The organism is Cognatishimia sp. SS12, from assembly GCF_028369055.1.
Taxonomy (GTDB): Bacteria; Pseudomonadota; Alphaproteobacteria; order Rhodobacterales; family Rhodobacteraceae; genus Cognatishimia.
On the sequence record NZ_JAQNCZ010000003.1, the window covers coordinates 110,982 to 134,288 of the forward strand.

Below are 23,307 nucleotides of genomic sequence, written 5' to 3' on the forward strand. Positions count from 1 at the left end.
TGGAAAATCTTAATCTAGCTTGTCCCGCGACTGCGCGTTTAGCGCCTCAGTCAGGCCCTTGGCGCAGGCGTCGATCAGATCAAGCGCCCCATCAAAGTCGCGCGTATAATAGGGATCAGGGACTTCGGATGCCCCCAAATCAGGCGCGTAATCGGTAAAAAGGCGCACGGATGTTTCATTGCCCCGCGGGCGCTGCGCCTCGATATCTTCAAGGTTGTTGGCGTCCATGGCGATGATCAGATCAAAGGCTTCAAAATCACCGCGCCCAAATTGCCGCGCGCGCAAATCGCCCAGCGCAATCCCCCGCTGGGCCGCCGCGGCCTGCATTGGTCCATAAGGCGGTTTACCAACATGCCAGCCTGCGGTGCCCGCGCTGTCAACCGTCGCGCCCGACATCATGCGAAACACGCCCTCGGCGGCGGGGCTGCGACAGATATTTCCAAGGCAAACAAACAGAACCTTCACGACGTGCTCCTTTGGTTAGATGCCTCATGTGTAGCGGTGCCGGGTCGCCAAACGCAACGGTGCGGCTCTTGCAACGCAAGCTCCGGGGGCAGGTCCAGCCTTTGAACCTGCCCCGTTAGAGGTTGTTTAATGATGCTTGTGTTTGCCAGTTGCCGCGGCGTCCCCTTGGCCGCCGGAATGATCGTGGCCGCCTTGCGTCATGGCCCCTGCGGCACGGCTGTTGTCCACCGGCACCTCAATGGTGATTTCACCGGCGTGTTCAAAGACCAGCACCAGCGGCACGGTGTCCCCTTCGGTCAGCGATCGGGTCAGCCCCATGAACATCACGTGGTCTCCGCCCCGCGCCAGGTCGTGGCTTGCTCCCGCCGGAATGGCAAAGCCTTCTTCCACGTGTCGCATCTTCATCACCCCATCGCCCATGTCCTCATGGGTATGCAGTTCTGTGCGCGCAGCGATATCTGAATGCACCGACAGTAGCTGATCCCTGTCGGTGCCCATATTGTGCAGCTCCATAAAGGCAGCGCCGGATTTTGCGGCTTTGGTGGCGACGCGCAGATAGGCGTCTTTGATCATGATTTCGCCCTCAGCCAAGGCAGGGGCGGCCAGCGCAGCAATCAGGCTGCTGGCCAGAGTTATGGATTTAATGGTCATCGTTAGCTCCAGTATATGTTTGAACGTTGTCTTGATCTGGTCAGGACAACACTGGAGGTCCGCGCGCTGAGGCTGCGAAAGCAACGCGCTCTGCAGGCGCTTGGGTGAACAGAGCGGGGCGAAACGGTGCAGCCGGGGCCTGCCAGCTGGGCAGATCGACATCCGCAATCACGCCCTGCATCAGCATCAACGAAAATTCCGGGCAGATATGCGGCGCGCCTGTTGGCTGGCCATTGGCGTCAACCGGCACCATATCCGGGCCCGTGCCGGTGCAAAGCTCCATATACCCGACAGCCGTCGGCATGCCGCGCGCCACAGCCATGCCCTGCCCGGTCAAGAGCAGCACCGCCACCAGGCCATAGGCAATATATCGGCGCAACATGGTCATGCAGGTGCCATACCCCGGGCGGCCTGATTTGGAAAGGCGACAAAAAAACGCCCCGGTCTGGGTATCAGACCGAGGCGCATTCACTGTCCAGTAGACCAAAAAGCTTAGGCTTGTGCTGCCTGAGCTTTTGCGATCTCTTTTTTGACTTTCAGCGCGTTGGCAGAAAGCTCAACATCCTTGGCTTTTGCCAGGAATGCGTCCAGGCCACCGCGGTGGTCAACGGAACGCAGAGCAGATGCCGAAATGCGCAGCTTTACACCGCGACCCAGAGTTTCGGATTGCAGTGTCACATCGTTCAGGTTCGGCAGGAAACGACGCTTGGTTTTGTTGTTGGCGTGGCTGACATTGTTGCCAGTCATCGGGCCTTTTCCGGTCAATTCGCAACGGCGCGACATAGGATCATCCTCGTTTTACGGTCATCGGGGATAACGGCCCCGCTAAAGCAAACGGGCGCTGCCAAGGGCAACACCCAGAATTTCGTTGGGCGTCTTTAGGCCTGAATTCGGCGGGCGTCAAGTGATTCACCCAAAGGAAATGACTTTCTGCAGACAAAGACAGCAATTCCGCCGCCGCGTGGCAATTTGCCCCGGCGTCACCCCCGCGCGGAGAGCTTGAGCGCAGACAAGATGTCCTGCGCCGCCGAACTGGGCGAGAGCTGCCCGGCAGCCACTTTATCCGCCAGACTGGCAATCTGGGCCTTGATCGGGGCGGCATCAAGCTGCGCCAGCAGCCCCTGGCGCAGCTCCTCTTCAAACCAGAATTGGGCCTGCGCGGCGCGGCGACTGTTCCAATGGCCATTTTCTTGCCGCCAGGACTTCAAAGCCTGCATATCCTCCCAAGCAGCTTGCAGCCCCTCATGCTCCAGCGCGGAAACGGTCATGGCCTTTGGAAAGCCTTGCGGGTCCTGCGGCCGTTTTCGGAGCAAGCGCAGCGCCCCGGCGTAATCGGCGCAGGTTCGGGTGGCGGTCGCCTTCAGGTCACCATCGGCCTTGTTGACCAGAATCATATCCGCCATTTCCATGATGCCGCGCTTGACGCCCTGCAATTCGTCCCCACCCGCCGGGGCCAGCAACAACAGAAACAGATCAGACATTTGCGACACCACGGTTTCCGATTGGCCAACCCCCACGGTTTCAATCAGAACAATGTCAAATCCAGCCGCCTCGCAAAGCGCGACTGCCTCGCGGGTGCGCCGTGCCACGCCGCCCAAATGCGATTGGCTGGGGGAAGGGCGAATAAACGCCGCCCTTTCGCGTGTCAGTCGCTCCATCCGGGTTTTATCCCCTAGGATCGAACCGCCGGAGCGCGCTGAGGAGGGGTCAACCGCCAGAACAGCAACCCGTTTGCCCTGCCCGATCAGGAACATGCCAAAGCTTTCGATAAAGGTCGATTTACCGACCCCCGGCGTGCCCGAGAGGCCAATGCGCAAAGCTTTGTGGGGCTGACCCGACAGACTGTCCAGCAGCTCGGTGGCCATGGCGCGGTGATCGGCGCGCCCGCTTTCCACCAGCGTGATTGCCCGCGCCAGCGCGCGGCGGTCCTGCCCGATCAGTTTTTCACGCAGTGCGGCGATATCCATAGCGTTCCTTCCGGCATTTGGCCGCAATGGCCCCAACGTGTTTCGTTTCTTGCCCCGCGTTGCCCCGGTTTGTCCAGAGCAACCGCTGGCTCTGCGCGGGCATATACCTGTCGTGACGCGCGGTTGCCTGCCGTCGAATGGCGCTTGTCCCGCCCCCCTGCATGGCCGATAAACCGCCTATGAGCGCCCTGCCAATCCACTCCGCCCTCCCCGAATTTATTGCCGCGCTGCAAAGCCACGGCCGCGCCGTTCTGCAAGCGCCACCAGGCGCGGGCAAGACCACCGTCGTGCCGCTCGCAATGCTTGAGGCAGGCGTGACCACCGGCAAGATTCTCATGCTGGAGCCACGCCGCCTTGCCGCGCGCGCTGCGGCAGAGCGTATGGCCAGCACTTTGGGCGAAACGGTGGGCCAGAGCGTTGGCTACCGCATTCGGGGCGACAGCAAGACCAGCGCGGCCACCCGTATTGAGGTCGTGACCGAGGGCATCTTGACCCGCATGATCCAGTCCGACCCCGAACTGACCGGCATTGGCGCGGTGCTGTTTGACGAATTCCACGAACGCTCGCTCAATGCAGATCTCGGCCTTGCGCTGTGCCTTGAGATTGCCGATGCCCTGCGTGATGATCTGATCTTGGTGGCCATGTCCGCCACCTTGGATGCCGCGCCAGTGGCCGCGCTGATGGGCGATGTGCCGGTTGTCACCTCAGAGGGGCGTAGCTATCCGGTTGAGGTGAAGTGGCTCGATAAGCCCACGCCGAAAGACCAGCGACTTGAAACCGCCTGCGCCGCGCTGATTGAGCAAGCCATCGGCGAAACCGAAGGCGGCATATTGGTGTTCCTGCCCGGCGAAGGCGAAATTCGCCGCACCGCTGCGCAAGTGACCCTGCCGGCCGATGTGACACTCCACACCCTATATGGGGCCATGGATTTCAAGGCGCAGCGCGCGGCGATCCAGCCCGCGCAATCCGGGCGCAAACTGGTGCTCGCAACCTCGATTGCCGAAACCTCGCTGACCATTCAGGACGTGCGGGTCGTGGTTGATGCCGGGCGCGCGCGGCGGGCGCGGTTTGATCCCGGCTCTGGCATGTCGCGGCTTGTGACCGAAAAAGTAACGCGTGCCGAAGCCACCCAACGGCAAGGGCGCGCCGGGCGCGTGGCCCCTGGCGTCTGCTATCGGCTCTGGACACGCGGCGAAGAAGGCGCACTTGCCGCCTTTCCGCCTGCCGAGATCGAAGCCGCCGACCTCGCCGGGCTCGCGCTAGAACTGGCGCTCTGGGGCGCACAGGCGCAGGATCTGCCGTTGCTCACGCCGCCGCCGTCCGGCACATGGGCCGAGGCGCGCGCCTTGCTCGGCATGTTGGGGGCGCTGGATGACAGCGGCATCATCACCGCCCATGGGCGCGCAATTGCCCGCCATCCGCTGCACCCGCGGCTGGCGCATATGCTGACCCTCGCAGGCAAGGCCGGCGCGCCGCTGGCGGCGCTGCTGGCGGGACGCGACCCGCTGCCGCGCAGCGCGCCTCTTGATCTCACCTTGCGGATTGAGGCGCTGCGCGACCCCAAACGCTTTGCCGAGAGCCGCCCCTATGCGCCCAATCGCGGCGCGCTGGCCACTTTGCGCGAAGAGGCCAAGCGCCTCGCGCGGATGGTGCCAGACCGGCCCGCCCTGAGCCTCGCGGAAATGGCGGCACTGGCCTACCCGGACCGGATTGGCCTGCACCGCAAAGGCGATGCGCCGCGCTTTGTTCTGTCCGGTGGCAAGGGGGCTGTGTTGCCCGAGGGCGACCCTTTGGGCAGCAGTCGCCTCATCGTGGCCACCGATCTGGATGGCAACCCGCGCGAGGCGCGCGTGCGTCAGGCCATAGCGCTCAGTGATGCGGAATTGCGTGGGCTGTTCGCCGATCAGATCCACTGGCAGCAGAATTGTCACTGGTCCAAACGCGAGGGGCGCGTTTTGACCCGCCGTCAGGAGGTGTTTGGAGCGCTGGTGCTGGAAGATCGCATCTGGAAAGACGCCCCGCATGAGGCCATCGCCACAGCCATGCTCGATGGCGTGCGCGAGATTGGCCTGTTGCCAAGCGCCGCCGCCAACCGGCTGCGCGCTCGCGTGGCGCTCGCGCGCGACGCCGGACATGATCTGCCAGATATGTCGGATGCTGCCCTTATGGAGACGCTGGAAAGCTGGCTTTTGCCGCATCTTGCTGGCGTCAAAACCGCAGAGGCCTGGCGCAAATTTGATATCCATGATGCCTTGCGCGCCATGCTGGACTGGCCGCAAACGCAGCTGCTGGACAAGATTGCCCCGGCGCATTTCACGACGCCCCTGGGCCGGCAGATCCCGGTGGATTACGCCGGCGAAGCCCCGGAAATCACCCTGCGTCTGCAGGAAATGTTCGGTCAGAAAACCCACCCAATGATTGGCAAGACGCCCCTTAAGGTCACGCTTCTCTCGCCTGCGCAGCGCCCGGTGCAGACCACCATGGACATTCCCGGCTTTTGGGCCAGCAGCTATGCAGATGTGCGCAAGGACATGCGTGGTCGCTACCCCAAACACCCCTGGCCCGAAGACCCGACCGAGGCCGACCCGACGCTCAGGACCAAACGCAGATCATGAAGGCCGCGCCCGTCGAGGCGCGCCCCCTTTCGTCAAAACTGCGTCAGCGCGCTTAAACGCCCAAGCACCAGCGCATGACCGCTTTCTGGGCGTGCAGGCGGTTTTCGGCCTCGTCAAAAATCACCGAATGCTTGCCATCCATCACAGCGCTGGTGGCCTCTTCGTCGCGGTGCGCGGGCAGGCAATGCATAAACAGCGCATCCGGTTTGGCATGGGCCATCAAGTCATCATTCACCTGATAAGGGCGCAGCTGATTGTGCCGGCGTTCGCGCGCGGATTGCGGATCATGCATCGACACCCAAGTGTCCGTCACCACCAAATCTGCCCCCTGCACCGCTTTGACCGGGTCCCGCTCGATCAGCACATTGCTGCCTTTGCTGCGCGCCAGATCAACGAATTCTTGTTCCGGGTCCAGCTGCGCCGGGCCGGTGAACGTCAAGTCAAAGCCGAACTGCCCCGCCGCATGGGCAAAGCTGGCAAAAACGTTATTGCCATCGCCGGACCAGACAACTTTTTTGCCCGCGATCGGGCCACGGTGCTCTTCAAAGGTTTGGATATCGGCCATGATCTGGCAGGGGTGCGTGCGGTCGGTCAGCCCGTTGATCACCGGCACATCGGCGTATTCGGCCAGTTCTAGCAGCGTCTGTTCCTCGAAGGTGCGGATCATGATCAGATCGACATAGCGGCTAAGCACCCGCGCCGTATCCGCGATGGTTTCGCCATGGCCCAGCTGCATCTCTTTACCTGACAGCACCATGGTCTGCCCGCCCATTTGACGGACGCCGACATCAAAGGACACCCGCGTGCGGGTCGAGGGTTTTTCAAAGATCAGCGCCACCATGTGGTTTTTCAGCGGCTGATCGTCATCCAGCGCACCGCGCAGTTTGCCCGCACGCGCGGCCTTCATCGATTTGGCGGTGTCGATGATGTTGCGCAGCTCTGCCGGATCGGTTTTGTGAATGTCGAGAAAATGGGTCATTGCGCCGTCCTTATGTCTGGCTTTGCACTGCGTCAGCCGCAGCGCTGAGCCGCGCGATGGCTTCGTTGATATCATCGTCACTGATGTTGAGCGGGGGCAAGAGGCGGATCACATTGTCTGCCGCTGGCACGGTGATCAGAAGCTGATCATAGGCGGCCTGCAAAACGTCGGTATTGGCGGCAGTGCATTTCAGCCCCAGCATCAGGCCGGTGCCACGCACGCTTTCAAACACGTCAGGATATCCGGCAACCAGACCCTCAAGTTTTTGCCGCAAGAGCCCCGCCTTGCGGTTCACCTCGGCCAGAAACTCGGGCGCAGCAACAATGTCCAGCACAGCGCCGCCCACGGCGCAGGCCAAGGGGTTGCCGCCATAGGTCGAGCCGTGGGTCCCGGCGGTCATGCCGCTGGCCGCCTCTTCCGTGGCCAGCACAGCGCCCAGAGGGAAGCCGCCGCCAATGCCCTTGGCAACCATCATGATATCCGGGCGGATCCCGGCCCACTCATGCGCGAAAAGCTTGCCGGTGCGTCCCACACCACATTGGACCTCATCCAAGATCAAGAGAATACCGGCGGCATCGCAAATCTCGCGCACCGCCTTCAGATCGGCATCAGCCATCGGGCGAATGCCGCCTTCGCCCTGCACCGGCTCAAGAATAACAGCGCCAGTGGTCTCGGTGATGGCCGCTTGTAGCGCAGCCAAATCGCCCCACGGCACATGTTTGAATCCCGGCATCAGCGGACCAAACCCGTGGGTCATTTTTTCATTGCCTGCCGCCGCGATGCCCGCGGTGGAACGGCCATGAAACGCGCCTTCAAATCCGATGATCTCGGTTTTGGCAGGCTCGCCTTTTTCAAACCAGTATTTCCGCGCCATTTTCACGGCCAACTCACAGCATTCTGTCCCGGAGTTGGTGAAAAACACCGTGTCGGCAAAGGTTTCGCTGACCAGTTTGTCTGCCAACTTTTGCTGCTGCGGAATTTCATAGAGGTTTGAGACATGCCAAAGGTTTTGCGCCTGATCTGTCAGCGCAGTGACCAGCGCAGGGTGGGCATGACCCAGCACATTCACCGCAATCCCGGCCCCCAGATCCAGAAAACGTCGGCCGTCCTTCTCAATCATCCAGCTGCCTTCGCCCTTTTCAAAGGCAAGCGGTGCGCGATTGTAGGTTGGGAGAACTGAGGAAATCATAGTCCGGTCCTTATAGTTAAGCCCTTGGCGTGCAATACGGGGGCAGACGTGTCAATAACGGAAAGTCGAAATGCAGATGCGCCGCACAATTTTTGGCAAATTTTGCTATGCTATGGCGCAACAAAGGTGTCGGCCTGCAAGGGCAGGCAGCGCGTCAGCGTCGGAGTCGTCGGACTCGGCTCAGGTGCAATGTGCATTTCATGAGCGAGGGCATAGTGGCTTGCGCGCGGAAAAGAAAGTGATTTCTGCGCTGACACTCAGGGTTTCAACCGATAGCCACTGCGCAGCATGGCCCAGGCGATGCCCATGGTCAGCGCAACGCAGGCCGTCACGACGAGGAGCCCCAGCGCCGGGTTGCCATCTGATTGCCCCAGATACCCAAAGCGCGCGCCATCAATCAGATAGAAAAACGGGTTGAGCGCGGACAGGCTCTGCAACATTGGCGGCAGGGCCGTGACCGAATAAAACGTCCCTGACAGAAAGGCGAGCGGCGTGACAATGAAATTGGTGATGGCCGCCATCTGATCAAATTTATTGGAAAATATCCCGGCAATCAGACCGATGCCGCCCAAAAGCGCACTGCCCAGCACCACAAAAGCCAACACCAGAAACGGGTGCGCCATGCCCATCCCCAAAAACACATAGAGCCCCAAGGCAATACCTGCGGCGACCAAAACACCGCGCGCGACGCCCCCAATGACAAACCCCACCACGGTTTCCATCGGCGACAGCGGCGGCATCAACGTATCAACGATATTGCCCTGTACCTTGGACACGAGCATCGAGGAGGAGGTATTGGCAAAAGCGTTCTGAATGACGGTCATCGTCAGAATGCCCGGCGCGAGAAATTCGATGAATGGCATGCCCATCACATCGCCCCGCGTCGGCCCAATCGCGATATTGAAGATCGCCAGAAACAGCCCTGCCGTCACCAGCGGGGCAAGCAGGGTCTGCATCCAGACCGCCATAAACCGGCCGACTTCGCGCTCAATCAGGGTCAAAAGCCCCAAACCGTTGATCAAACCAAAGCGTCTGACACCCAATTCCCGAGAATTCATCGCGCACGGCCCCCACTGATGTGATTCTGCGCCTTGTAACTCACGTTGGGGTGTTTAAAATAGGGGACTGATCAAGAAATGCAGAAGCGGACCCACGGGCCGCTTCTTTTGCCAAGGAAATATTGATGTCCTGGACCGACGAGCGCGTTGAGCTGCTGAAGAAAATGTGGGGCGAAGGCCAATCTGCCAGCCAGATCGCAAAGGAACTCGGCGGCGTGACCCGCAATGCCGTGATTGGCAAGGTGCATCGCCTGGGCCTGTCCAACCGCGCGACCTCTGGTGGGGCCAAGACCGAAACCAAAGCTAAGGCAGAGCCCAAACCAAAGCCAGCGCCAAAACCCAAGGCTGAGCCAAAGGCCAAGCCGGTGCCTGAGATGAAGACTGAACCTGCTGTGCCACCACGCACCCCAGGTACAGTGTCCGCGCGCAAGGCGATTATCCCGGCCGGGCAGCCGCTGCCGCCGCAACCTTCTGCCAATGAGATCAGCCCGGAAGCGCTGGCCAAGGTGAATGAGGTTGAAAAGAAAGCCAAGAAGCTGACTTTGATGGAACTGACCGAGCGGACCTGCAAATGGCCTGTCGGCGATCCGGCGACCGAACATTTCTGGTTCTGCGGCCTGCCGACCCAATCCGGCAAACCATATTGCGAAGCGCATGTCGGCGTGGCCTTCCAACCGATGTCCTCGCGCCGCGACCGCCGCCGCTGATCGTGCGCTAAGTTGAATGCAAAAACCCGGCCATTGGCCGGGTTTTCTTTTACCTGCGCTTGCGGCAGCTGCGTCAGTTGCCGCCACCCAGAAGTTTCAGCAGGCCTTTGCCCACTTCTTCTTCAAGCTTCTTCTCAAGGGTCTTTTCCAGGCTTTCCCCTTCCACCGGAACCACACCCAATTTCTCAGCCACTTTGGCCTTGGCCTTTTCTTGCAGTTGCTTTTTCTCTTCAGAAAAATTCTGATTCACCACCGCATCCAGATCCGGCCAGATTTTTGGCTCTGCCCAGGGGCCGCGGATGCGCACCGGCACGGCAATCCCTGAGTCCGAAGCGTTTTTGATCTGCGGGGCGAAGGTATAGTCAATATCCTGCGCCCCCAGCCCAATGCGGCCGCGCCCTTTGGCCTGCACCCGCGGCAGATCCATCAGAAGATCTTCGTTCTGCAAAGATCCCTCAGAGATAGTCCAACTGGCCTGCATACTGTCAAACACGGTTGTGCCCCCTGCCGGGGTGCCGCGGAACAGCTTGTCCAAATCAATGCCCGAAATCGTACCCTGCCCGACGCTCAGACTGCCGTCGCCGCGCAGGGATTTGATGATGGCATCGATAGACGCCCCGGACCCAAGAAAGGCGATCTGCGCATCCGCAAGACCCGTAAATCGGTCAATGTCCAAGAGGTCCGTCAACAGCGGGTTCAGCGCCAATCCCGCCAGCGACAACTGCCCGCCCACCGACAGCCCGCTGCGGTTGTTCATGACGAATTGCCCACTCACGCCCCCCTCATAGCCCGCAAGGTTCTGCAGGGTGGCGACCGCGCGCGCGTTGTCGACATCGATTTTCAAGCGCGACACGCCAAATTTCAGCCGCCCTGTATCCAGCGAGTCTGCGGCAAGCGCTATCGTGCCGTCAAACAATGACAGGAACGAGGCGTCAATCTTGTCCTTGGGCCAGCCGCCTGGGCCGCCGGCGGCCTCTGCCCCACTGCTGTCTGCCCCCATGAAAGACGACAGGTCCAGCGCGCCGGCCTGAATGTTGGCCGTCACTTGCGGCTTGGCTGTCAGGTCAATATCCGCCTCCGCCGACAGCCGGTTGCCAAGCATCGTCACATCCCCGTTGCGCAGGCTCAGCAGCTGCTGCTTTGTAAAGGTCACATCGCCACCAAACACAAGCGGCGGTGTCTCACCGGCAGGCAGGCCCAGCGCCGCCATAAACCGTGCCGCATTTGGCATGTCAGCCGTCAGCGAGCCGGCAAATTCCGGTGCGACGGATGCGCGGCCATCCAGCTCAACCCGGTTGCCCGCAGCCGCAATCTGGGCGGTCAAGGCCGTGATCTCGCCGTTTGCCAGCGCATCCAGGTCGGAAATGCGCGCTGTCACCGAGACCTCATCTTCTGCCGGTGTCATCGACAGGGTCAGCTCTGCCTCACCGCCGCCCCAAAGCAGTTCGGCGGTCAGGTTCTGGGCCTGCAGACCGCCCCCCGCGGGATCAATATAGCGCAGGTTGGCATCCGTCACCTTCAGGCGGTCAAGGGTAAAGCGTCGCTCTACCCCTTGCGCGGCGGTGTCAGATGTCACCTCTGGCGCGGCGGCGGGTAGCAAATCCCAATTGGCCTGACCGGCTGAGTTGCGTTCCAGCAGGATTGTGGGGGCCTCCAGAGTAAGCTCGCGCACCTCAACCGCGCCAGAAACAAGCGCCATCAGATCAACACCAATCGTCGCCGCCTGCGCGGTAAACATCGGCCCGTTGCTGGACCAGTCCGCATTGCTAAGGGTCACGGGGCCGGTGGCCACGCCGAGATTTGGGAAAAAGCTGAATGAGACATCACCGTCAAACTGCAGGTCGCGCCCTGTCTGCGCGCGCACCTGATCCGCGGCGATCTTGGCGATTTTCTCGCCGGGCAAGGCAAACACAAGCCCCACCAGACCCAGCACAATCACCACGCATACCGTTAGAAGAATTCGAATAAGCCGCATCTGCTCACCCTCCGGGGGTTATTTTCCTTAATGGGTAAGCGGAGATTGGGCACAATTCAACTGCCGGATGGGGATTCCGCTGTGGTTCCAGGAGAGTGTGGAACATGAACAGTGCATTGGCGATGAGAATGCACATGTCCGGCAAAGCCGGGCAGCGCCCGACCCTCCCGTCAAATTGTAAGTTTACCTACGGAAAAGGGAGGGCGCTTTACGCCCCCCCATGGTTAGGCGTTGCCCTCAATGCTTTGAGCTTTGCCCGCAATTTGCTGAATTGATCCGCCAGATCAGTTCCGGGGTGCCAATTGCCCCCAAAGGTCATATTCACCGGCCTCATCGACAATCACATCCACCAGATCGCCGACATTCAGCGCTTCGGTGCCCTCATCAATAAAGAGGTTGCCGTCGATCTCAGGCGCGTCGGCCTTGGTGCGGCAGGTGGCAATCCCGTCTTCGTCAATGTCATCGACAATCACCTGCTGACGGCTGCCGACTTTGGTTGCCAGCTTGGCCTCGGAAATGGCCTGCGCCTTTTCCATGAAGCGCTCCCAACGCTCTTGCTTGACCTCTGGCGCGACATGATCAGGCAGCGCGTTTGAGCGCGCGCCATCGACGTTTTCGTACTGAAAACACCCGACCCGGTCGAGCTGCGCTTCGTCCATCCAATCCAAGAGATGCTGAAACTCTGCCTCAGTCTCGCCGGGGTATCCCACGATAAAGGTCGAGCGCAGGGTGATGTCTGGGCAGGCCGCGCGCCAGGCGGTGATCTCATCCAGCGTTTTGGCCGTATGCGCCGGGCGCGCCATGCGTTTGAGAACATCCGGGTGGCTGTGCTGAAATGGGATATCCAGATAGGGCAGGATCAACCCATCGGCCATCAGCGGGATCAGATCACGCACATGCGGGTATGGGTAAACGTAATGCAGCCGCACCCAAAGATCCGGGTCAATCTGCCCCAATTCGCGCGCCAGATCAGTGATGTGGCTGCGCACCTCACGGTCTTTCCACGGATGGGTGGAGTATTTGCGATCGAGCCCATAGGCCGAGGTGTCCTGACTGATCACCAGCAGCTCTTTGACGCCAGCTTCTGCCAGTTTTTCCGCTTCGCGCAGGATCGCATGTGCCGGACGGCTGGCCAGCTTGCCGCGCATATCCGGGATGATGCAGAATTTGCACTTGTGGTTGCAGCCTTCGGAAATTTTCAGATAGCTGAAATGCCGCGGCGTCAGCTTGACGCCAGAGGCGGGCAGCAGATCAACATAGGGGTTTGGCGCGGGCGGCACCGCCGCATGCACGGCGTCCAGCACCTGTTCATATTGATGCGGGCCGGTCACGGCCAGAATGTTGGGATGATGTTCGCGGATATAGTCGGGCTCTGCCCCCAGGCAGCCGGTAACAATCACCTTGCCGTTTTCCTTCAAGGCCTCGCCAATTGCATCCAGCGATTCCGCCTTGGCAGAATCCAGAAAACCGCAGGTGTTCACGATCACCGCGTCCGCGCCCTGATATTCGGGTGAAATACCATAGCCCTCGGCGCGCAGCCGGGTCAAAATGCGTTCGCTGTCCACCAAAGCCTTGGGACAGCCAAGCGAGACCATACCGATATTCGGCTGGCCGGGACGCGGATCATCAGAACGCACTTGCGCATTGGCAAGATCGGGGCGGAGGTTTGGCGGGTTCGTCGACATGTGCGCGGTTTAGCCCATGTCATAGGCTTTGGAAATGGGGCGATTTGCCTAGGCGCGCCGGATCACGCCGGATATTGCGCTGCGCATTGCGCGAGCTGGGCGTTGGCTCGGGCGCGCTCTTCGGTCAGGCGCGCTTGGGCCGAGGCGAGCTTGCGCCGCTCGGCGGCCAGATCAATGGCGACGGGACGGGTGCGGATCGTGTCTTCGTTGCGGATACAGGTGGTCAAGCCATTGTCTCCGGCGCAAAGCCCGTAGCGAAAGCGCGGGCTGACGTCCTGCTCCAGTGCGTAGCCGCGTTCGATGTTCGCCATGGCCGTTTCCACGGCCTCTTCAAGCGCCAAGACATTGCGCATGGCCGCAGTTTCACATTGCTGGCGCGGCGTCGCGCAGGCCGCTAAGGCCAAAGCGCCGATAGAAAACAGGATGACACGCATAAAGACCCCTCCGTACGCATCAGGATAGCATGCGCGCGGCCCAGCGTCATGTCCTGTGACATTCTATGCGCTTAAAGGTCTTTGAACAGATGCTGGTTGCGACAGTAATTTGGCGTCTGTGTCAGCTGCTTTGCCGCCGCGAGACGCTGGGCGCAATCTTCCGGGTGGCTGCATCCGGTGCAGCGGATGACGGCATCGGCCAGTTCATCCATGCCAATATCCCCATCCAGCGCATGTTGCTGCATGTCGTGGCCCAGTTTCTGGGCCATCGTGTCAAAGAGATAGGCGTGTTTCTTTACGGTTGCGCGATCTGTCATGGCGTCCTCCTATGAGGAGCAGCATGTCACGCAAGATCCGGCCGGACATTGATCTAGGTCAACCGGAGAGCGGCAGGCCCCTGTCCTCCAGATAGGCCGCCACACAGTCCTGCACACGGCGAAACCGATCGCCCCCCAGATGTTTGCCCCCATACCAGCGGGTGACGATGATCAAATGATCCGTGAGGCCCGCCCGTTCCAGCATGCGCAGAATCACGAGACCTGCGCCGCTTTCGCCATCATCGCCTTTCAATGGCGTGCCATCGGCAAAGACCACCGCCCATGTGTTATGGGTGGCTTTGGCAAATTTCTTGTCCCGCTTGAGGGATTTGAGCGCCGCGTCAATCTCGGCGCGGCTGGCCACGGGCTGGCCCGAGACAGCATATTTGCTGCCCCGGTCCGTCACCACATTCAAGAGTTGATGCATGAATCTCAGCAGACTCAGAAGCTTGCGGCCGTGCGGCGCACGGTTTCAATGCGTTGCGCATTGGGGGGATGGCTGCCAAGGAACCGATCGCCCGGATCCGGGATACGCTGGAAGAAGGCCGCCCCTTTGACCGGGTCATATCCGGCATTATGCGCAATACGCGCGCCGAGCGCATCGGCCTCCAGCTCGTGGTCCTTGGAATAGGCGCGGGCCCCAACGGTGCCGCCCAGATTGACGCCAGCATCTACCGCGCTTTGGCCTCCGCCCAGTAGAACCGCCAGCGTGCCCCCTGCCAGCGCCCCGATGGTGGCGGTCTGGCGGGTTTGTGTCAGATGGCCGCGAATATGGTGCGCAGCCTCATGGCCCAGCACAAATGCAAGTTCATCGTCATTGCGCGTGTCTTCAACCAATGCGGCTGTGAAGGTCAGCACGGGCCGCCCGCTTGCGTCCTCGGATTGGTAGGCATTGGCAGGTTGGCGCGGATCTGAGACGTAGACAATGCGGAAATCGCAATTTGTACCAGAGCGCACCCGGTCGCGGCAGACCTGTTCGGCCACCCGCTCTGTGCGGGCCACAACCCGATTGAAACGCTGCACTGTGCCGCTGGTCCCGGCCACTGTTGTGGTCGCGCTTGGCGCAGCGGTGCTGGTGCCGGTGCCCTCAGGCACGACGCAAGCGGTCAAGGCCAGAAGCGCGGCACAGGCTGCAGTTGTTCTGAATATCATGGTCATAAGCAAACTCTTATCGTCAATAGGGTCTGGTTTTGGCCAGCGCTGCACCCTCTGCAGCAGCGGCGATTGTCAAAAGAGATAGCATCAATTCAGCCCTTGGCCAGTCCGGAGCGCCTGCCGCACCACCGCCATGCGCTGCGCGTTGGATGGATGGGTGCTCAGCGCATCTTCGCCGGGGTCGGGAATGCGCAGGAAAAATGCCACACCTCTGATGGGGTCAAACCCGGCTTCGCGGGCAATCAAAGCGCCAAGTGCATCAGCCTCAAGCTCATAGTCTTGCGAAAAGGATCGCGCGCCAACAAAGGCCCCGATTTTGCGGGCTTCGCGGATCTCGCGCGGGCTGGCCCCCTGCTCTGCCGCGGCCTCAGCCAAAAGCGTGGCCCCAAACTGTGCATCTTCTTTCTGGCGCGCCAGATGGCCCAGAATGTGGTGCGCGGCCTCATGCGCCAACACCAGTGCGATTTCATCGGCGCTTTGGGCCTTTTCCAGCAGCTGCGGCGTCACCAGAACAAAAGGGCGCCCGAAACGATCAAAGGATTGAAAGGCGTTGGCGTCGCCATCGCGGGTCTCGGCCACATAGAGCCGGATACGACAGTTATCGACAATCGCGGCTGTTTCGCAGCTGTCCTGCACCACCGGCGCGAGCCGGGCAACGATGGCGCTGATGTCATTGCGGCTTGGCGGGGCACTGGCAGGCGCAGGCGCGGCAACAGGCGTCACGTCACACCCAGCGAGTGCCGTTATGATCAAAGCTGTGACAACCATGCGCAGCGGGCCCATGCGGCGCTCCTCTTTTCTATGACTTTAGCTGGTGGCGCAGGAGAGAAAAGTCCAGCGCATTGTGATGCCGCAAATGCGAAATATATCGCCGATCCGGGGCGCTGTGACCGCGCGCGCCCTCTTGCGCTTTTGCCTCCCGACGTTAGGCTGATTTCATGTTCAGTATCGAGCACGAATTTGACTCTACAGTCGTAACGCTTGTGGATGATGGCGGTGCCCATCTGCAAGAGGATGTCGTGATCAATCTTTTTGAGGATTGTATCACAGTGGAACAATATGACCCGCGCACGGATTCCATGTCCAAGATCACCCTGTCGATAGCGCAGGCCGATGATCTGGCGGCGGCCTTGGACCTGCCCGAGGGGGTTTATATGCTGAAAAAGGAAAAGCCGGCGTAAATCGCGCCGCCCATGTGGCCGCCATCCTGCGCCGCGCTGCGAGCAAGAATTTACTTTTGCCGCTTGCTCCCCGATAGTTTGCGAAACAATGCAGCACATGTGGCAGGAGCGGTGCATGAAAACAGGGTTCTTCTGGGATGAGCGGTGCTTTTGGCACTATGGCGGCGACTATGCGCTGACCCTGCCGGTGGGCGGGCTGGTGCAGCCCATGGTCAGCGGGGGGCTGCCGGAAAGCCCCGAGAGCAAACGCCGCTTTCGCAACCTTCTGGATATCACCGGGCTGGCGCATGATCTGGCGATGCAAAGCGCCGAGCCGGCCGATATGGACGACCTGCTGCGCATCCACCCGGCGTCTTATTTGACAGAATTCAAAGCGCTGTCTGATGGAACGGGCGGGGAGTTGGGGTTGCGCGCGCCTTTTGGCGCAGGCGGGTTTGAGGCGGCAACCACCTCTGCCGGGCTGGCCAAAGCGGCGGTGTTTCAGGTTGCCAAAGGGCGGCTCAAGAACGCCTACGCCCTATCGCGCCCACCGGGTCATCATTGTCTGCCCGATTTGCCGAACGGCTTTTGCCTGCTGGCCAATATCGCCATCGCAATTGAGGCCGCGCGCGATCAGGGGCTGGTGGAGCGTGTGGCGGTGCTGGACTGGGATGTGCATCATGGCAACGGCACAGAGGCGATTTACTATGACCGCGAAGACACGCTGACCATTTCACTGCATCAGGCCAACAACTACCCGCTGGATACGGGCGATGCCGCCGATCGTGGGTCAGAAGATGGGCTGGGCAGCAATATCAACATCCCCCTGCCGCCGGGTGCAGGCCACGCCAGCTATCTGGAAGCGATGGAGAAAATCGTTCTGCCCGCACTCGACGATTACCGCCCGGACATGATCATCGTGGCCTGCGGATTTGACGCGGCCGCACTTGATCCTTTGTCGCGCATGATGGCGACGGCCGAGACGTTCAAGCAGCTGACCGCGCTGACGATGGAAGCGGCAGATGATCTTTGTGATGGTCGGCTCGTGCTGGTGCACGAGGGCGGATATTCAGAAGCCTATGTGCCATTTTGCGGTCACGCGGTGATGGAGCAGCTTTCGGGCAGCAGCATTATTGCGCCCGACCCGATGGCCGAAACCCTGCACATACGGCAACCAGATCTGCGCTTTCAAGAATTTGTCAGCGCGCAGATTGATGAAATGGCGGCGATGTTCAAAAACGCACCCTAAAGCAGTTGAAATCCGGGGCAATTCACCTGACATGGGTCACAGACCCCGGAGGACTTTATGCCAGAACGCAATCAGGCGGCGCTCGATTTCCTGCTGAGCCGCCGCTCCCGCCCCGCCAAGACCCTGACCACCCCCGTGCCAGATCGCGCCGCGCTGACCGAGCTGCTGACTGCTGGGCTGCGCAGCCCTGATCACGGCAAGCTTGAGCCATGGCGGTTGATCGTGCTTGAGGAACCGGCCCTGAAGCGCCTTGGCGCATTGGCCTTATCCCGCGCTGACGCGCTCGGGCAGGACGCGGCGCAGGCTGAAAAAGCTGCCCTGCCGTTTCTCACCGGCGCGCTTGCGGTCGCGGTGATAGAAAGCCCGGTGCCATCAGAAAAAGTCCCAGCGATTGAGCAAAGCTATTCGGCGGGCGCGGTCTGCCTGTCGCTGTTGAACGCAGCCCTGGCCGCAGGCTGGGGGGCCAATTGGCTGAGTGGCTGGGTCTCGCATGACCGCACATTCTGTGCCGAGGGGCTGGAGCTTACGGCGGATGAAAAAATTGCGGGCATTATCCATATCGGCACCGAACGCATGGCCCCGCCCGAGCGCCCGCGTCCCAATCTTGCGGAGAAAGTCACATGGCAATCGGCATAATCTTTGCTGCGTTTTCCAAGGCGCTGTCGCAAATGGGCGACCGGCGCTTTCGCAAGGTCTTTTTGCTCGGCATCGGACTCACGCTTGCGCTGCTGATTGCGGCCTATGCGGCGTTGCTGACACTGCTGCAATGGCTGGGCGCGCATGAGCTGCTGGCCAATCTGATCGGGGATGCCACTTGGGTCGGGGGCCTCATCAATGTGACGTCGTTGATTTTCGTGGTTGTGCTATCTGTCTTTCTGATGGTGCCTGTGGCCAGCGCCATCACCTCAATGTTTCTGGATGAGGTGGCGCAGGCGGTGGAAGACAAACACTATCCGCATCTGCCCGACGCCCCACGTGTCCCCTTTGCAGAGGCGTTGCGCGATACGCTGAGCTTTCTGGGGCTGCTGATCGCGGCAAACCTTTTGGCGCTGGTACTTTATGTTCTGCTGCCGCCCTTTGCGCCGCTGATTTTCTGGGGGCTCAACGGCTTTCTGCTGGGGCGCGAGTATTTCACCCTGGCGGCCATGCGCCGGGTGGGCCGCACAGAGGCAAAGGCGCTGTGGAAACGTCACATGCCGACTTTGTGGGCGGCGGGCGTTCTGATGGCGATGCCGCTGTCCATCCCGCTGATCAACCTGATGATTCCGATCCTCGGCGCGGCGACATTCACGCAGATTTACCACATGCTGGAGGGCAACGGGCGCTAAACGCGCCCTGCCCGGCCTTATTGCGCTGTGTCCGCGACGGGCGGGAGGCGGTTCATCCAGTCAAAATCGCGCACTTCGATGAAGCCAGAGGTGATAATCCAGAAGAGGATGGCCCAGATCACCGCACTAGCAAGCGTGGTCCAAAGGGCTTTTTTCTTCAGCGCGTGATGCTCCGGTGCGCCTGCATGGGTGCCGGGCACAATTTGGCCGACATCACCCTGCGTTTTCAGGCGAATAGGAATGGCGATGAGAAAACTCATGAACCAAATCACAGCATATAAAACCAGGGCAGAGGTTATGGACATGGGCGCTCCTATTGATGCGCCCTAGTTAGTGCCATGCGGCGGCCCCGACAAGAGCGCGCGGCGCGCCTGCGGCGGTTAGACCTGTTCAAGCTCGACCAGGCAGCCGTTGAAGTCCTTGGGATGCAGAAACAGCACCGGCTTGCCATGGGCACCGATCTTCGGCTCCCCACTGCCAAGCACGCGCGCGCCTGTCGCGGTTAGCTGGTCACGCGCGGCCAGAATATCCTCAACCTCATAGCAGATATGGTGAATGCCCCCTGCTGGGTTCTTTTCCAAAAAGCCGTTGATGGGGCTGTTTTCACCCAGCGGATAGAGCAGTTCGATCTTGGTGTTGGGCAATTCGATAAAGACAACCGTAACGCCATGATCCGGTTCATCCTGCGGCGCGCCGACGTTGGCCCCAAGCGCCGTGCGATATTGCGCTGCGGCGGCCTCAAGGTCAGGCACGGCAATGGCAACGTGATTCAGTCGGCCAATCATGGGAAATCCTCCATTCTCCAGTTGGATTTTTTATGAAGATGCCCGTGCAGGCAGGCAAGCGGCTGCGGGCGCTAACTTAAGAAACGATTAGCATTTGCCCCGATAACGTTACGTTCAAATTTACGAAAATGCCGCAAAGGAATGCCAGTCATGGATGATTTTTGCCGTCCGCACCCGGCGACCGCCCCCACTGCTGCCCGCCCATTGCTCGGCCTGACGGTATTGGTGGTCGAGGACAGCCGTTATGCCAGCGACGCCTTGCGCCTGATGTGCCTGAAAAGCGGCGCGCGCATTCGGCGGGCGGACAGCCTGCGGGCCGCGCGGCGCCACCTGCGTGCCTACCGCCCCTCGGTCGCCATTATTGACCTGGGGCTGCCGGATGGCTCAGGGCTCGACTTGATCCGCGACCTCACACAGCCTTCAAGCGCGGGCATGACCGTTCTGGCATTTTCCGGAGAAGAGACCGCAGAAAAACCGGCGCTTGCGGCAGGTGCCAATGGGTTCCTCGCCAAACCCGTCGTCTCTCTGCCCGCCTTTCAAGCCGCGATCCTGTGCCATTTGCCGGCGGAGCGCCGCCCCCCGCCTCTGCGCAGCATTTCAGATACAAAGGTCACACCGGACCCCATGACATTCGCCGATGATTTATGCCACGCTGCCAAAGTTCTTCAGAAATCGCAGAATGACGCCAACCTTCGATATGCCGCGCAATTCCTGTCCAGCCTTGCGCAATCCGCAGGTGACGGCGCGCTGAAGTCAGAAGCCGAGGACCTGATGGCGCAGCGCCGTGCGGGCAAACCGATATCGCCCGGTCTCACGCGGCTGTCCGCCTTGTTGCAGCAGCGCCTGCAGGCGCAGCCACAATTCTAAGCTAAAGCAACAAGCCCGGCGATGTGCCCATGTCCAACCCGCCGAACACGTCCCGCTCCAGCACGGTGCGCGGCACGCCAAAGCTGTCGCGCATGGCCCAGGCCGCCCAAGCGCGCACATCGCTGGTGGGCATCAGATCACGCTCTTGATAAAGATCGCTCATCCCAAGCCCCGGCCAACGGCCCAGCACCCGCCCCCCTTTGAGGGCACCACCGGCCAAAACCATTGTGCCGCCAGTGCCATGGTCGGTGCCGCCGGTGCCGTTTTCGCGCACGGTGCGGCCGAATTCGGTCATGCAGAGCACGGTAGTGTTCTGCCACACAGGCGCACCCAAGGCGGACTTCAGATGCAATATCGTTTCCCCCAGCGCGCTGAGCGGTGCCTTCAATGTGCGTGCCTGATTGTTATGCGTGTCCCACCCGCTGAGCGAAAAAGACACAATGCGCGTGTCAGCCCGCAGCTGTTCTGCTGCAAAATCAGCGATCTTCAAATGCGCCTTGCCACGGCTGGCGGCTTTCACGTCGCCCATCATTTCAGACATCATGTCGCCATCGCCCGGCGTAAAGGTCACGCCATCACCGTCCGATCCCGCGAGCGCGATCGCCTCGGCCATGGCCCCGCCAAACTGCGCGTCGTTCTGCATCGTCAGTTCGAGCAGCCGCAGCCCCTGCTCTGTCAAAGTGACATCCACATCAGGCGACCAGTTCGACACCGGGGCGTCCCCTGACAAAAGCAGCATCTCTTCGCGCCCCAATGCAAAGGCTGTGCGTGGCTCGGCCCCCGGCAAATGGGGCATCAAGCGGTTCAGCCAGCCGCTCCGCCGCCCCGCCGGGGCAAGATCAACGGTGCCCGCCTCCAGAATATCCTGCCCATCAAAATGGCTGCGCTTGTCGCGATAGGGCGTCGAGGTGGCTTGCACAAAGCCGAGTTCGCCCCGCTCCCAAAGCGGCAAAAGCGCCGCCAATGATGGATGCAGCCCGTAATAATCGCTGAGCGCCAGACCCGTGTCGCGCTTGGCCGCCAGCCCCGGACGCAGCGCAGAAAAATCAGCATCCCCCCAAGGGCGCAACACATCGAGCCCATCCATTGCGCCGCGCAAGATGATCACCACCAACCGCCGGTCCCCCGGGACAGCTGCCATGCTGATCGGCGTCAGTAGCGGGCTGGCGGCGGCGGAACAGCCCAGCACCGCAGCGCGTCCCAAAAATCCACGTCGTGAGAAATCTGTCATGTCACGCCCTCCTATTGACGCTGAAAGGCCGGAGCGGTCAGCACAAGCGCCACGCCTTCCCACCGGTTTTCAGCTGCTTTGGCAGCAAAAGCGACCTCTGGCGGCAAGCGACGCCCCAGCGCGGCCTGCGCAAAATCGCGCGGGTCGGGCAAATCGCGCCGCAGGGTTTGCGGGGCCAGCAGCGCCCATTGCAGCCGCGCCGCCAGAAACTGCGGGGTGATCCAATGGCTGTTGTTTTCGGGCCAACCGTCCGGGCCGATCGGCTTTTGCCAAGGCTGCCCCATGATCTGCAGCGGCAGATACAGCACATCGCGCAGAGTCTTTTCCCGCGTGCGTGCCAGCGTCTTTTCCCCGATCCCCAGCGCCCGCAGCCCGCTGGCGACAAAATCGACCGGCAGCTTCACATTTTGCGCGTCGGGCTGCCAGCTTGCGGGATGGGTCAGCATCGCCTCATAGACCGGCATGAGCGCGCCGTCATTTGCCAGATAGGCGCGCCGCATGGCATCAACCAGTTCCGCATCCGGACTGTCCGCGACGAAGTGCCGGGCCAGTTTCTGCGCGATATGTTCGGCGGTCGCGGGATGGCGCGCCAAGTCACGCAGCGCGGCGGTGATATCCGCCAGATCCGCCGCCTTGCCCCCATAGCTGCGGCCCAAAACCGTCTCGGCCCCCGGTTCAGCGCGGCTGTTCTCAAACTCAAACGCCAATGATCTGTCGAGCGTCATGCCGGTGAACAGCTCTGCCAATTGGGTGACATCGGCCTGCTGATACTGCCCAGAGACGCCCAAAGTATGCAGTTCCAGCACCTCGCGCGCGAGGTTTTCATTCAGCCCCCGTGTATTGCCTTTGCGCGCCGCTTTCTGCGCAAGCGTGCTGCCCGGCCCGACCGATTGCATCTGATCAAGGTAGTGCAACATCAAAGGATGGGTGACGGCAGCGATCAACATATCTTCGAACCGCCCTGCGATATGCGGGCGGATCGCCTCTTCGGTATAGGGCGAGGTCGCATAGCGCGCGATCATCACCTTGCCGTGGGCGGTAAAATGATCTTCCCAGAAAAAAGCCAGTCGTTCGCGCAAGCCGGTGGTGCTTTCAATGCGCCGCAAAAGGCTGTTGCGAAAAAAATCACCATAGGCCGCGCGTGCGCTGCGGCTGATGGTTTTGCGCTGCGCTTGAAACTCTGCCTCGGCCTCGGTGCCGCGGTTGCGCCGGATGCCACGCCGGGCGGCGTTGAAATCGGTGATGCGTTTGCGGAAGCGGTCATAAGGTTCAATCGGAAAACGCTGCGCCATATCATCGGGCGCGGTCAATCCGGCCAGCATGTCCTGCACGGAACGCGGGGCCGCGAGCGCGGGTGACAGGCCCGTGCCAAATCGAATCTCTGCAATTTCCGGATCAAACATGCGCGCCCTCTCCCTGCGGCCAGCCCTGTGCTGGTGTCACTATAGGGGATGATACGCAAAGGCGCGGCTTTTCCGTCGTTGGGTCGG

Annotated in this window: 26 protein-coding genes; 7 read left to right on the forward strand and 19 right to left on the reverse strand. The window is 61.0% G+C overall.

Annotation, left to right across the window (positions count from 1 at the left end):
- Positions 1-9: 9 nt before the first annotated feature.
- From N6L24_RS07600 to meaB, 5 genes are all read right to left on the reverse strand, one after another.
- Entirely contained in the window at positions 10-465 is a 456-nt protein-coding gene (locus N6L24_RS07600; RefSeq protein ID WP_271844075.1) for a low molecular weight protein-tyrosine-phosphatase, read from the reverse strand.
- A 126-nt stretch (positions 466-591) separates the two neighbouring features.
- Positions 592-1,116: a copper chaperone PCu(A)C gene (locus tag N6L24_RS07605; RefSeq protein ID WP_271844076.1), complete on the reverse strand. Its 525-nt coding sequence runs from the start codon at positions 1,114-1,116 to the stop codon at positions 592-594.
- Between the two features lie 40 nt (positions 1,117-1,156).
- A complete protein-coding gene (locus tag N6L24_RS07610) occupies positions 1,157-1,504 on the reverse strand; it encodes a hypothetical protein (RefSeq protein ID WP_271844077.1) in 348 nt (115 codons plus the stop codon).
- Positions 1,505-1,608: 104 nt separating this feature from the next.
- Positions 1,609-1,899 carry a 50S ribosomal protein L28 gene (gene rpmB, locus N6L24_RS07615; RefSeq protein ID WP_271844078.1) on the reverse strand — a complete coding sequence of 97 codons (291 nt, stop codon included), beginning with the start codon at positions 1,897-1,899 and terminating at the stop codon, positions 1,609-1,611.
- Between the two features lie 197 nt (positions 1,900-2,096).
- Entirely contained in the window at positions 2,097-3,083 is a 987-nt protein-coding gene (gene meaB / locus N6L24_RS07620) for a methylmalonyl Co-A mutase-associated GTPase MeaB (RefSeq protein WP_271844079.1), read from the reverse strand.
- 179 nt (positions 3,084-3,262) lie between these two features.
- On the opposite strand from meaB, the gene hrpB reads away from it, so the two are divergent.
- A complete protein-coding gene (gene hrpB, locus N6L24_RS07625) occupies positions 3,263-5,698 on the forward strand; it encodes an ATP-dependent helicase HrpB (protein ID WP_271844080.1) in 2,436 nt (811 codons plus the stop codon).
- Between the two features lie 52 nt (positions 5,699-5,750).
- Here hrpB and argF read toward each other — a convergent pair whose 3' ends face one another.
- The 3 genes from argF to N6L24_RS07640 form a co-directional block, all read right to left on the reverse strand.
- Complete coding sequence (gene argF / locus N6L24_RS07630; protein ID WP_271844081.1) at positions 5,751-6,677, reverse strand: ornithine carbamoyltransferase; 927 nt, start codon at positions 6,675-6,677, stop codon at positions 5,751-5,753.
- A gap of 10 nt (positions 6,678-6,687) precedes the next feature.
- A complete protein-coding gene (locus N6L24_RS07635; protein WP_271844082.1) occupies positions 6,688-7,866 on the reverse strand; it encodes an aspartate aminotransferase family protein in 1,179 nt (392 codons plus the stop codon).
- 257 nt (positions 7,867-8,123) lie between these two features.
- The gene (locus N6L24_RS07640; RefSeq protein ID WP_271844083.1) at positions 8,124-8,924 is read right to left on the reverse strand and encodes an ABC transporter permease; all 801 of its coding nucleotides are present in this window, start codon (positions 8,922-8,924) and stop codon (positions 8,124-8,126) included.
- A 125-nt stretch (positions 8,925-9,049) separates the two neighbouring features.
- Between N6L24_RS07640 and N6L24_RS07645 the strand changes: the two genes are divergently transcribed.
- Positions 9,050-9,631 carry a GcrA family cell cycle regulator gene (locus N6L24_RS07645; RefSeq protein WP_271844084.1) on the forward strand — a complete coding sequence of 194 codons (582 nt, stop codon included), beginning with the start codon at positions 9,050-9,052 and terminating at the stop codon, positions 9,629-9,631.
- A gap of 73 nt (positions 9,632-9,704) precedes the next feature.
- Here the strand turns inward: N6L24_RS07645 and N6L24_RS07650 are convergent, their stop codons facing one another.
- The 7 genes from N6L24_RS07650 to N6L24_RS07680 form a co-directional block, all read right to left on the reverse strand.
- Positions 9,705-11,606, reverse strand: a complete 1,902-nt coding sequence (locus tag N6L24_RS07650; protein ID WP_271844085.1) for an AsmA family protein — start codon at positions 11,604-11,606, stop codon at positions 9,705-9,707.
- 284 nt (positions 11,607-11,890) lie between these two features.
- Entirely contained in the window at positions 11,891-13,291 is a 1,401-nt protein-coding gene (rimO, locus tag N6L24_RS07655; protein ID WP_271844086.1) for a 30S ribosomal protein S12 methylthiotransferase RimO, read from the reverse strand.
- A 62-nt stretch (positions 13,292-13,353) separates the two neighbouring features.
- Positions 13,354-13,725, reverse strand: a complete 372-nt coding sequence (locus N6L24_RS07660) for a hypothetical protein (protein WP_271844087.1) — start codon at positions 13,723-13,725, stop codon at positions 13,354-13,356.
- 71 nt (positions 13,726-13,796) lie between these two features.
- Positions 13,797-14,042 (reverse strand): DUF6455 family protein, encoded by a 246-nt coding sequence (locus N6L24_RS07665; RefSeq protein WP_271844088.1) that lies wholly within the window; start codon positions 14,040-14,042, stop codon positions 13,797-13,799.
- Positions 14,043-14,100: 58 nt separating this feature from the next.
- Positions 14,101-14,469, reverse strand: a complete 369-nt coding sequence (locus N6L24_RS07670) for a YigZ family protein (protein WP_271844089.1) — start codon at positions 14,467-14,469, stop codon at positions 14,101-14,103.
- A gap of 14 nt (positions 14,470-14,483) precedes the next feature.
- Positions 14,484-15,200 carry a M48 family metalloprotease gene (locus N6L24_RS07675; protein ID WP_334312317.1) on the reverse strand — a complete coding sequence of 239 codons (717 nt, stop codon included), beginning with the start codon at positions 15,198-15,200 and terminating at the stop codon, positions 14,484-14,486.
- An 84-nt stretch (positions 15,201-15,284) separates the two neighbouring features.
- Positions 15,285-15,980, reverse strand: a complete 696-nt coding sequence (locus tag N6L24_RS07680; RefSeq protein WP_271844090.1) for a M48 family metallopeptidase — start codon at positions 15,978-15,980, stop codon at positions 15,285-15,287.
- A gap of 155 nt (positions 15,981-16,135) precedes the next feature.
- Here N6L24_RS07680 and N6L24_RS07685 point away from each other — a divergent pair, with 155 nt between their 5' ends.
- From N6L24_RS07685 to N6L24_RS07700, 4 genes are all read left to right on the forward strand, one after another.
- Complete coding sequence (locus N6L24_RS07685) at positions 16,136-16,378, forward strand: hypothetical protein (protein WP_271844091.1); 243 nt, start codon at positions 16,136-16,138, stop codon at positions 16,376-16,378.
- Between the two features lie 115 nt (positions 16,379-16,493).
- On the forward strand, positions 16,494-17,606 hold the full coding sequence (locus N6L24_RS07690; RefSeq protein WP_271844092.1) for a class II histone deacetylase: 1,113 nt from the start codon (positions 16,494-16,496) through the stop codon (positions 17,604-17,606).
- Between the two features lie 57 nt (positions 17,607-17,663).
- Positions 17,664-18,242, forward strand: a complete 579-nt coding sequence (locus tag N6L24_RS07695; RefSeq protein WP_271844093.1) for a nitroreductase family protein — start codon at positions 17,664-17,666, stop codon at positions 18,240-18,242.
- Positions 18,227-18,934: an EI24 domain-containing protein gene (locus N6L24_RS07700; RefSeq protein ID WP_271844094.1), complete on the forward strand. Its 708-nt coding sequence runs from the start codon at positions 18,227-18,229 to the stop codon at positions 18,932-18,934. Before N6L24_RS07695 ends, N6L24_RS07700 begins: the two co-directional genes overlap by 16 nt.
- 17 nt (positions 18,935-18,951) lie before the next feature.
- Here the strand turns inward: N6L24_RS07700 and N6L24_RS07705 are convergent, their stop codons facing one another.
- Complete coding sequence (locus N6L24_RS07705) at positions 18,952-19,239, reverse strand: DUF1467 family protein (protein WP_271844095.1); 288 nt, start codon at positions 19,237-19,239, stop codon at positions 18,952-18,954.
- Positions 19,240-19,314: 75 nt separating this feature from the next.
- A complete protein-coding gene (mce, locus tag N6L24_RS07710) occupies positions 19,315-19,719 on the reverse strand; it encodes a methylmalonyl-CoA epimerase (protein ID WP_271844096.1) in 405 nt (134 codons plus the stop codon).
- Positions 19,720-19,869: 150 nt separating this feature from the next.
- On the opposite strand from mce, the gene N6L24_RS07715 reads away from it, so the two are divergent.
- The gene (locus N6L24_RS07715; RefSeq protein WP_271844097.1) at positions 19,870-20,586 is read left to right on the forward strand and encodes a response regulator; all 717 of its coding nucleotides are present in this window, start codon (positions 19,870-19,872) and stop codon (positions 20,584-20,586) included.
- 1 nt (position 20,587) lies between these two features.
- Here the strand turns inward: N6L24_RS07715 and N6L24_RS07720 are convergent, their stop codons facing one another.
- Both N6L24_RS07720 and N6L24_RS07725 read right to left on the reverse strand, forming a co-directional pair.
- Positions 20,588-21,817: a DUF1501 domain-containing protein gene (locus tag N6L24_RS07720; RefSeq protein ID WP_271844098.1), complete on the reverse strand. Its 1,230-nt coding sequence runs from the start codon at positions 21,815-21,817 to the stop codon at positions 20,588-20,590.
- A gap of 11 nt (positions 21,818-21,828) precedes the next feature.
- Positions 21,829-23,220: a DUF1800 domain-containing protein gene (locus tag N6L24_RS07725; RefSeq protein WP_271844099.1), complete on the reverse strand. Its 1,392-nt coding sequence runs from the start codon at positions 23,218-23,220 to the stop codon at positions 21,829-21,831.
- Positions 23,221-23,307: the final 87 nt, after the last annotated feature.